We start from the raw sequence: 9,091 nt of genomic DNA, 5'->3' as shown, positions 1-9,091 counted from the left end.
CCATGCCGTGGGACGTTTCCTCGACTGTCACATGGAGCGCCTACCCGCGCCGCGAGGGTTGACGACGTGTCAAGCGGACACCTTCATCAAAGGGATGGGTCCCGCGCCCTGCCCGCAGCGTTCAGGCCATCGCGCCCAGAGACCGCCGCTTGCCCGGCCGACGGAGGGTGACCGTGCCAGTCCTCCTGCCGGGCGTCACGGCTCCCAGGCCCCGGTCGCGACCACCCGGCCCGACCGGGCGAGGGCTCGTCCGCCTCAAGGCCTGCTCGAGCACCTCGGTGATCTACGCGACGAGTGGCAACCGTTATTCACGGGGACGAGTTGCCCTGGGCCGCGCCGCACGCATGCCCGAGCCGTGCTCCAGGGGGCCCTCGAGCGGCAAGGTCTCGCCCTGCCCGAAGTCAGGTGCCTGGAACGGGTTGGTCGCCGGAGGCGGCGATGCCGCAGCGGAGCAAGGAGGTTGCCCTTCCGGCGCGGAGAACAGTGACGTCAGATCGATGAGAGGCTCTCTTTCGTTTCAGGTCCCTGAAGGAGACCTGGGTGTGCCGCGACCGGGCACAGCGGTTCTACAGCTTGGTCATCTTGGCGTACGGGCTCAGGATCCGCGTCTGCGCCGAGCCGAAATCCACGAGCGCCGCGATTCCATCCTCGATGCCGACCACTCGGCCGAGGCCGTACACGTCGTGGGTGACCCGGTCGCCCACGGCGAAGTGCTTGGGAGCCTGTGTGACCGGGGCTTTGAAAGGGCTGGTGGGCAAGTGGCGCTTCGGTGCAGCAGACTTTGTCATGACTCAGTATGAGCCCACGTGTACCCGGTTCGCTGTGGCCGTCGGCACAGATCCGGACCGGAGCCATCGCGTCACGCCGCTGACCTGGGGTTTCGCAACCGAGATGCGGCGAAAATCAGCCGCAGGTTTCCTTCGCTGACAGTGGCTGCCCTGGGGTTCCCGTGCTTCTCGTTCTGCTTCTGGCACCGGACGCCGGTATCGATGGTGACCTGCCCCGTAAGCCGCATGGTGGGGGCGTCATCACGGGTCGCTCGCCGGTTACAGGCATCCTGGGGTCCTTCGTTTCTGCGAGGATGAGTCCTATGGACGTGCGCAGCAGGAACCACGTGCGGGTGTCCGGGCGGCCGGGCGGGCCCGTGGTGATGCTGGCGCACGGGTTCGGATGCGACCAGAACCTGTGGCGCCTGGTGGTGCCGGCGCTGGAACGCGAGTTCACGGTGGTGCTCTTCGACCATGTGGGAGCGGGCCGCTCGGACCTGTCGGCGTGGAGTGAGGACCGCTACTCCAGCATGGACGGCTATGTGGACGACGTGCTGGAGATCTGCCGCGAGCTGGACCTCGGCCCGGTGACGTTCGTGGGCCACTCGGTCAGCGCGACGATGGGCGTGCTGGCCGCGGCGCGACACCCTGAGTACTTCGCCGGGCTGGTGCTGCTCGCCCCCTCACCCTGCTTCATCGACGACCCGGCAGCCGGGTACCGCGGCGGGTTCAGTGCCGAGGACATCGAGGAACTGTTGCAGTCCTTGGACGCCAACTATCTGGGCTGGTCGGGGGCGATGGCACCGGTCATCATGGGCAACCCCGATCGCCCGGAACTGGGGCAGGAGCTGACCAACAGCTTCTGCGCCACCGACCCGGACATCGCCAGGGTCTTTGCCCGTGTGACGTTCCTGTCCGACAACCGCACCGACCTGGAGCAGGTGACGGTGCCCACCCTGGTCGCCCAGTGCTCCAGCGACGCCATCGCCCCACCGGAGGTCGGTGCCTTCGTCCACGCCCGGATCAGGGGCAGCCGGCTCATCACCCTGAACGCCACCGGGCACTGCCCCCAGCTCAGCGCCCCCGAGGAGACCGCCCAGGCGATCGCCGCGTTCGCAGGGAGACTGCGATGATGTGCCGGACCGACGGAGACCAGGACTCCGGTCCGGACCCCGAAGAGCCCCCGGACGACGCCCAGGCCTTCTCCGCTCTGCTGGAAGACAGCATCGAGGACCTGTACGAGAACGCCCCGTGCGGATACCTCTCCACTTCGCTGGACGGGCAGATCGCCAAGGTCAACACCACCCTGCTGAACTGGCTGGGCTACAAGCGCACGGACCTGGTCGGCCGGAGGAAGTTCTGCGACCTCCTCACCGTCGGCGGGCGGCTGTATCACGAGACGCACTTCGCGCCGCTCCTGCGCATGCAGGGCGAGATCAGCGGCATCGCGCTGGAGCTGGAAGCGGCCGACGGCAGCCGCCTGCCGGTCCTGGTGACCTCCACCGTCAAGACGGACAGCGACGGGCAGCCACTGCTGATCCGCACCACGATCTTCGACGCCCGTGACCGCCGCGCCTACGAGCACGAACTGCTGCGCACCCGCCAAGAGGCCGAGCGAGAGCGCGAACGCCTCCAGCAGCTGGCCACCACCCTGCAGAAAACGCTGCTGCCCCCGGCACTGGAGAACGTGCCCGGCCTGGACGTGGCCGCGTACTACCACATCGCCTCGATCGACGAGGTAGGCGGCGACTTCTACGACCTCTTCCCCCTCGCAGCCGGGACCTGGGGACTCTTCCTCGGAGACGTGTGCGGCAAGGGCGCCGAGGCGGCGGCCGTCACATCCCTGGCCCGCTACACCCTGCGAGCCGCAGCCGTCTACGACCCCGACCCGACCGCGGTTCTCAGCAACCTCAACACCGTCCTCAACCACGAGTACAACGGCACCGACCCCCGGTTCTGCACCGTCATCTTCGGCCTGCTCACCCCCGACGGCGACCAGGGCGGCTTCCGTATCACCCTCGCCAGCGGCGGCCATCCCCCGGCCCTGCTGCTCCGTGCGGACGGCACCGCTGACTACCTGCCCACCCCCGGCGGCCAGCTCATCGGCGTCTTGCCCGACGCCGACATCGCCACCATCACCTTCCGTCTCGATCCCGGTGACACTCTCTTCCTGCACACCGACGGCCTCACCGAGGCCCACACCGCCGCCATCGGCGGCGAACGCTACGGCGACGAAGCCCTCCTCGACTTCGTCCGGGCCCTGGCCCCCGCCACCGCCCAGGGCGCCATCACGACCGTCCGTGACCTCCTCGACACGTTCGGCACCGGGGTGGACGACGACACCGCCGTCCTGGCCGTCCATGTGCCCCGCGCCGACCGAGAAGAGCAGCAGTGAGTCGGTTCACGTATGCCGGCGTAGGCCGGATGTCACCCGCTGTGGGTGTCCTGCGCCCACCAGCCGCGGCTCATCTGTGGCCGCCCTCGAAACCGGCCTCGGCGAGTGCAAGCATGTGCGCGGCAGTCAGGGTGTTCGCCGGGTCAGCCGCTGTGGCCAGCAACCAGGTTGCTGCCGCCCGCGACTCACCAGGCGGGATGACCAGCAGTTCTAGGTGTCCCGCGGTGCCCCAGTCCAGGGCGATGGCATGGACTTCGGCATCCACGGCGGTCAGGGCGACCTCGATCATGCGGCCGGGCAGCGTGACCTTCTGCGGGACGCCGGGCCAGGCGACTGTGTCGACGGTGACGCGGGCGACGATGCCGAGGCCGGGGTCCAGCGAGCCGAGGAGCGACGGCAGTTCCAGCTCCAGCATGTCGCAGCGCGGCCACCAGGCTCCCTGGAGCGGTCCGTGGCCCATGCCTGGGGCGAGTGCCACCCTGGCGGCCGGCATCCGGTAGGTACGTGTTCCGGCCGAGGAGCCACCCTCGGCCGGCGTTCCGGTGACGTCCATCGCGCGATCCCGTCCCGGTCGGCTCCAGGCCGTCCGCTTCCGTCGTTCGCCGGGAACGGCACCGCCGTGGTCGCGCTGCGCGAGATGCTCTCGGTGGAGTCAGGATACGCCCGGGGCAGCGGCCGCCGGTGCCGTCCGTGGCTCGAACGGTCCGGAACGAGACGACGCCGACGAGGCACGCTGCAGGCGCTCCGCGACCGCGCTGAGCATTCCGGCCGGGTGACGATCCTGACCTCGCGTCTGTCCTGAAGTGAGGCTTGCGTGGGTGTATCGGACGTGGATCAAGTCGCGGTGGCGAGGTCGACGAGGTGCCGGGTCGTGCCGGCAGGATCGACGATCTGATGGAGGTGCGCGCCGGGCAGGTGTGCCACACGCCAGCCGCGTTCGCGCGCCTCGGCGGCAATGCCGTCGTACGGAGGGCCGAAGAGCAAGTAGGAGCAGGGATGATCATCCCAGCCGTCGGGGACCGGGACGTGCTGCTCGTAGTAGGACATCGGCAGGGTGGGCTGTTCCTCGATGACCGTCTGCCGCACCACAGGATCTGAGAACATGGGTGCGACGTCTGCCTCGTCCCACCAGTCGGTCCAGCGCGGCAGCCTGCCGTTCACGGCCATCGGGCGGAGGAAATCCAGCACCTCGGACGACGCGACAGGGGTCGGTCCGGTTCGGGCCGGCAGCGCGGCGTCGACAAAGATCGAGCCGGCCACCGGATGGTCGAGGCCCGAGCGAATCACCGGGATGAACAAGCCTGCGTTGCTGTGTGCCACCAAAGTGACCGGCCTGTCGGCCGGGACCTGCCGGAGGTCGTCGCGGACAGCACTGGCGATGCGGGGCCAGAAGGGCGGAGCGCCGGAGCCGATGTGCAGCAGGGAGGGCACCCGTACCTGGTATCCCGCCCCCGTCAGGTGTTCGGCCACGGCGCGCCAGGTCGAGGGGCCTACGGACGGACTGTGCACGAGAACGAAGATCGGCTGCATGTGACGATCCTGTCGCCCACGCCATCGGAGCCGCCACAGTCTTGGCTGACAGCAGAACGGGGGCGGCCGTGCGCGCAGCAAGGTGCATGTCCAGCCCGCGAAGGACACTTCCGCCCCCCGGTCCCGCCCAAGTGATCAGCTCGGGCCTGGGGCAGGGCGTTCGGACGCCGTCTTCGCGGCACGGCGGTACTCGGCGTTGATGCGCTGAGCCTCTTCGAGCTGGTCCTCGAGGATGATGATGCGGCACGCGGCCTCGATCGGTGTTCCCCTGTCGACGAGCTCGCGGGCGCGAGCGGCGATCCGCAGTTGGTAGCGGGAGTATCGCCGGTGTCCGCCTTCCGAGCGCAGCGGAGTGATCAGACGAGCCTCACCGATGGCTCGGAGAAAACCAGGGGTGGTGCCGAGCATTTCGGCGGCCCGGCCCATGGTGTATGCGGGGTAGTCATCGTCGTCCAGACGATCGCTGAGCGGAGTATCTGCTTCCATGTCACCTCGTTGTGCAATGCGTCGAGGGGCCCTGGTGCCGTACGGCACCAGGGCCCCGAAGGAAATGAAACACCATCCGTCGGCGCGATGCTCTGCCGACCTTCTGTTTCCGCTACCCGGCCCGGCAAGGGCAGGGGTGCGGGGATCGCGGCTGCGTGACCGGGGACCACCATCCATTCCGGGGTCTTGCGGTACCCGGTCCGAGAGCCTCTCGGACCGGGCGATCCTGATGGCGTCTGCTCCTCCGTCCTTTCTCTGAGCTCCAGAGTCGGGCTGACCTGCGAACTTACGTACCTCTACCCGCCAGTCCGTGTCTGCCGGGTCTCACTTGACCGTTTCGATGAGAAGAAGACTAACTGCCCTCAAGGGCAATGTCTACTCTGGCAAGAGTAGATTTTGGTTCTCGACAGCTACAGGTCTCCTATGGAGGTCGACGGGTGGACGAAGCCGTCGCAGTGGCGCTGCTCCGTCGCTCGACTCGGCCGGGAGTCTTCGCATGGACGCCGAACGGCGGGGTGGTGACACGACGAGGTGGTGAAACGACGAGGTGGTGAAACGACGAGGTGGTGAAACGACGAGGTGGTGAAACGACGGTGAGGGCCCTGCCGACGCGCGTCGGCAGGGCCCTCACCGGGTCTTCGGCGGCGGTTCACCGCCTGTGTTCACGCCGCCCGGAAGGCGGTACCCCCGCACGTGTCGAAGGAGCCCGGACCACTCCGCCGCTCCTGAAGGCGCGGCGGTCCTTCCGGGTGATGACCTTGCCCACCTGTTCGATCGGGTGGCGGCGGCCGATGGTCACGGAGTCGCCTGTGGCCAGCTCCGGCCCTACGCTCTTCGGCGAGCGAGCCCGGCGCCCCCTTCTCGGTCGGCTCGAACGGGTGCCTCAGGTCGACCGCCGAGCGGGGCGAACGGGTCCGTCGAGAAGGTCCCGTAGACGGATCCGGTCCGTGTAGGCGGGGCTGCTGCGGAGCACGGCGAGCCGGGCCAGTGTGACCAGGCCCGTCCTCTGGTCGTCCCCGTCGCACAGGACGAGGTGATCGACACGGGCGCCGGCCATGAGGGACAGCGCCACCTCGACCGTCATGTCGTCACAGACGCGAGGTCCGGATGTGTCCCCGTAGTCGACCACGGCCTTGGGGGAGTGCTCCGCCACCTGGTGCTGTGGTTGAACCGGCGTCGTCATTGGCGCCTCCTGCGGGAAGGGATGGGCTGGTGATCACGACGGCTCTAGGCGGCCGAGCCGAACCCGGCGCGCTGCTGTGCCCCGCGGCTCGCGGCTGCACCGACGGGGCGGGCCTGGCCGGCGTGGCGCCGGCGGCCTCGGCGGCCCTGGGGCGAGGACGACCCTGCGCGGGGACGTTCCGCGTCCGGCACGGTGATGACGACCGGGACACCGGAAGGGGCCTGGGCGCCTGTGATGCGGCTCAGTTCCGCCGTGCCCGACCGCACCTGGGCAATCCGCGGAACGATGCCCGCCGAAGCCATCAGCCGGCTCATGGCGCGGCGCTGGTCAGGGGTGACCAGGGTGACGACGCTGCCGGACTCGCCGGCGCGGGCCGTACGACCACCGCGATGGAGGTAGTCCTTGTGGTCGCTGGGCGGATCGACATTGACGACCAGGTCGAGGTTGTCGACATGGATCCCACGCGCCGCGACATTGGTCGCCACCAGGACCGTCACATGCCCGCTCTTGAACTGGGCCAGGGTCCGCGTGCGCTGCGGCTGGGACTTGCCACCGTGCAGGGCCGCGGCGCGCACACCGCTGTTCAGCAGGTGTTTCGTCAGCCGGTCCACGGCGTGCTTGGTGTCCAGGAACATGATCACTCGGCCGTCTCGTGCCGCGATCTCGGTGGTCGTCCGATGCTTGTCCGCGTCGTCCACGTGGAGTACGTGGTGCTCCATCGTGGTGACCGCACCCACCGGCGGGTCGACGGAGTGGACGACCGGGTCCGTGAGGTAGCGGCGGACCAGCAGGTCGACGTTGCGGTCCAAGGTGGCCGAGAAGAGCATCCGCTGCCCGTCGGACCGCACCTGGTCGAGCAGAGCGGTGACCTGGGGCATGAAGCCCATGTCCCCCATCTGGTCGGCCTCGTCGAGGACCGTGACGGCGACATCGTCCAGCCGGCAGTCGCCCCGCTCGATGAGGTCCTTCAGTCGCCCGGGCGTCGCGACGACCACCTCGGCTCCGCTGCGCAGCGCACCGGCCTGCCTGCCGATCGACATCCCCCCGACCACCGCGGCCACCCGCAGGCTCACGGAGCGGGCGTACGGAGTGAGCGCGTCGGTGACCTGCTGAGCGAGCTCGCGAGTGGGGACGAGGACGAGGGCGAGCGGCTGCCGCGGCTCGGCACGCCGTCCCGCTATGCGGGCCAGTACCGCGAGGCCGAAGGCGAGGGTCTTGCCCGAGCCGGTGCGGCCACGGCCGAGTACGTCGCGACCGGCCAGGGAATTCGGCAGGGTTGCCGCCTGGATCGGGAACGGCACGGTCACGCCTTCGCGGCCGAGCGTGGCCAGCAGTCGTGCGGGCATGACGAGATCGGCGAACGCCCCGACGGCGGGCAGGGCGGGCGTGATCGTCGTCGGCGGTGAGAACTCGCCCTGTACGGCGTGTCGGTCTCCGTGACCCTTACGGCGGGGACCGCTGGAACGGCTGCCGCCGGCGCCCCCTCCGACGCGGTCATACGTGCGGGCTTTTCGGGCACGCTTCATGCGGGTCCTTCCTTGGTGAGGCGCGTACCAAGGAATTCCCGCAGCAGATGAGCGGCGCAGAGAATCTCGAGACGAGCCGAAGTCGATGTGGAGCGAGTCGGACCGACGGAAAATGCGTCATCGGCCGGTGAAGTGGTGAGGCCTTGCTGTCGGGCGTCCTGAAAAGCAGCGAGCTGGGGCCCGCACCCCAGAGGTGCGGGCCCCAGCTGCGAAGTACGCGTCAGCGCCGGTGTCAGGCGGGAACGATGTTCTCGGCCGTCGGGCCCTTCTGGCCCTGTGCGACGTCGAACGACACCTTCTGGCCTTCCAGCAGCTCGCGGAAGCCCTGGGTGGCGATGTTCGAGTAGTGGGCGAAGACGTCAGCGCCGCCGCCGTCCTGCTCGATGAAGCCGAAGCCCTTTTCCGCGTTGAACCACTTTACGGTGCCAGTAGCCATATTATTTCTCCTTCGGAGGCGGTGCCGGGAATTCACCCTTCGTGAATTCCGTGTCGCCGTGATGATCACCCCGTCGGAAATCAACCTTCTGGCAACCGCACCTGCAACTGAGATCGACAGTAGCACGGTGCGATCGGCCCTGCACGGTCGATAATTGCATTCCGGCTTGGCGGAGGAGGAATTCTCGCCGTGTCCCACACCTATTTCTCATGTCACGGGCACAGATATTGCCCTGCGCGGGCGCGGCCTGTCGGCTGTGAGGCAGGCCGGCCCGTCGTTCCTCGCGCTCGCCCCGGGGCGGCGTCCTGGCTCATGGAGGTCTGTGCGGCCGGTGCCCGCCGCGTCGAGGCCGCTCAACCTGATCAGCCTCCCCGGGCGTCAGAGCTGGTGACGCGATCATGATCTGGTCTTCTTGAGACGTTCCGTGACGAGGCTTCCGCCACCAGACCTGTCGGCGCCGATGATTCCCGGACCGTGCGGGAGTCTGTCTTTCGACAGCAATCTTCCGGAAGGCGGCCCCATGACGACCCTGCACGACTTGCTCGAAGCCCACGTCGCTGCCGGTACGCTGCCGGGAGCAGTTGGCCTCGTGGCCCGGGGTGACCAGGTCGAGGTGGCGGCCGTCGGCGCGCAGGACGCCGGCGACGGCGCCCCGATGGCGAGGGACTCCATCTTCCGGGTCGCCTCAATCACCAAGTCCGTCACCGCCGCCGCACTGCTGATCCTCGTGGACGAGGGCAGGATCGCACTGGACGAGCCGATCGGGAT

The 9,091-nt window shown here is 68.7% G+C and carries 11 protein-coding genes; 3 read left to right on the top strand and 8 right to left on the bottom strand.

Annotated elements, in window-relative coordinates; translation table 11 throughout:
- Window positions 1-566: 566 nt before the first annotated feature.
- Complete coding sequence (locus IE249_RS30565; protein WP_189709965.1) at window positions 567-788, bottom strand: hypothetical protein; 222 nt, start codon at window positions 786-788, stop codon at window positions 567-569.
- A gap of 302 nt (window positions 789-1,090) precedes the next feature.
- Here IE249_RS30565 and IE249_RS30560 point away from each other — a divergent pair, with 302 nt between their 5' ends.
- Window positions 1,091-1,900: an alpha/beta fold hydrolase gene (locus tag IE249_RS30560; RefSeq protein WP_189709963.1), complete on the top strand. Its 810-nt coding sequence runs from the start codon at window positions 1,091-1,093 to the stop codon at window positions 1,898-1,900.
- A complete protein-coding gene (locus IE249_RS30555; protein ID WP_189710039.1) occupies window positions 1,900-3,162 on the top strand; it encodes a SpoIIE family protein phosphatase in 1,263 nt (420 codons plus the stop codon). The genes IE249_RS30560 and IE249_RS30555 overlap by 1 nt, the downstream gene beginning before the upstream one ends.
- Window positions 3,163-3,232: 70 nt before the next feature.
- On the opposite strand, the gene IE249_RS30550 is transcribed toward IE249_RS30555, so the two are convergent.
- The 7 genes from IE249_RS30550 to IE249_RS30525 form a co-directional block, all read right to left on the bottom strand.
- Window positions 3,233-3,715, bottom strand: coding sequence for a DUF5994 family protein (locus IE249_RS30550; protein ID WP_229859595.1), 483 nt, complete (start codon window positions 3,713-3,715; stop codon window positions 3,233-3,235).
- Between the two features lie 281 nt (window positions 3,716-3,996).
- Window positions 3,997-4,692, bottom strand: coding sequence for an alpha/beta fold hydrolase (locus tag IE249_RS30545; RefSeq protein WP_189709961.1), 696 nt, complete (start codon window positions 4,690-4,692; stop codon window positions 3,997-3,999).
- A gap of 135 nt (window positions 4,693-4,827) precedes the next feature.
- Complete coding sequence (locus IE249_RS30540) at window positions 4,828-5,178, bottom strand: MerR family transcriptional regulator (RefSeq protein ID WP_189709959.1); 351 nt, start codon at window positions 5,176-5,178, stop codon at window positions 4,828-4,830.
- Window positions 5,179-5,827: 649 nt separating this feature from the next.
- Window positions 5,828-5,977 carry a hypothetical protein gene (locus IE249_RS40380; protein ID WP_506367746.1) on the bottom strand — a complete coding sequence of 50 codons (150 nt, stop codon included), beginning with the start codon at window positions 5,975-5,977 and terminating at the stop codon, window positions 5,828-5,830.
- An 84-nt stretch (window positions 5,978-6,061) separates the two neighbouring features.
- Window positions 6,062-6,361: a CBS domain-containing protein gene (locus tag IE249_RS30535; protein WP_308434417.1), complete on the bottom strand. Its 300-nt coding sequence runs from the start codon at window positions 6,359-6,361 to the stop codon at window positions 6,062-6,064.
- Window positions 6,362-6,405: 44 nt separating this feature from the next.
- Window positions 6,406-7,887 carry a DEAD/DEAH box helicase gene (locus IE249_RS30530; protein ID WP_189709957.1) on the bottom strand — a complete coding sequence of 494 codons (1,482 nt, stop codon included), beginning with the start codon at window positions 7,885-7,887 and terminating at the stop codon, window positions 6,406-6,408.
- 232 nt (window positions 7,888-8,119) lie between these two features.
- The gene (locus IE249_RS30525) at window positions 8,120-8,323 is read right to left on the bottom strand and encodes a cold-shock protein (RefSeq protein WP_065963989.1); all 204 of its coding nucleotides are present in this window, start codon (window positions 8,321-8,323) and stop codon (window positions 8,120-8,122) included.
- Between the two features lie 520 nt (window positions 8,324-8,843).
- Between IE249_RS30525 and IE249_RS39005 the strand changes: the two genes are divergently transcribed.
- On the top strand, window positions 8,844-9,091 hold a 248-nt coding region (locus IE249_RS39005), incomplete at its 3' end, for a serine hydrolase domain-containing protein (protein ID WP_229859593.1).

It is taken from the genome of Streptomyces anandii JCM 4720 (assembly GCF_014650655.1).
Lineage (GTDB): Bacteria > Actinomycetota > Actinomycetes > Streptomycetales > Streptomycetaceae > Streptomyces > Streptomyces anandii.
This window is presented reverse-complemented; position numbering and strand designations above follow the sequence as displayed.

Coding starts and splice junctions, on each gene's coding strand:
- IE249_RS30565 (WP_189709965.1), bottom strand. CDS start 788: ATGACAAAGTCTGCTGCACCGAAGCGCCACTTGCCCACCAGCCCTTTC.
- IE249_RS30560 (WP_189709963.1), top strand. CDS start 1,091: ATGGACGTGCGCAGCAGGAACCACGTGCGGGTGTCCGGGCGGCCGGGC.
- IE249_RS30555 (WP_189710039.1), top strand. CDS start 1,900: ATGTGCCGGACCGACGGAGACCAGGACTCCGGTCCGGACCCCGAAGAG.
- IE249_RS30550 (WP_229859595.1), bottom strand. CDS start 3,715: ATGGACGTCACCGGAACGCCGGCCGAGGGTGGCTCCTCGGCCGGAACA.
- IE249_RS30545 (WP_189709961.1), bottom strand. CDS start 4,692: ATGCAGCCGATCTTCGTTCTCGTGCACAGTCCGTCCGTAGGCCCCTCG.
- IE249_RS30540 (WP_189709959.1), bottom strand. CDS start 5,178: ATGGAAGCAGATACTCCGCTCAGCGATCGTCTGGACGACGATGACTAC.
- IE249_RS30535 (WP_308434417.1), bottom strand. CDS start 6,361: ATGACGACGCCGGTTCAACCACAGCACCAGGTGGCGGAGCACTCCCCC.
- IE249_RS30530 (WP_189709957.1), bottom strand. CDS start 7,887: ATGAAGCGTGCCCGAAAAGCCCGCACGTATGACCGCGTCGGAGGGGGC.
- IE249_RS30525 (WP_065963989.1), bottom strand. CDS start 8,323: ATGGCTACTGGCACCGTAAAGTGGTTCAACGCGGAAAAGGGCTTCGGC.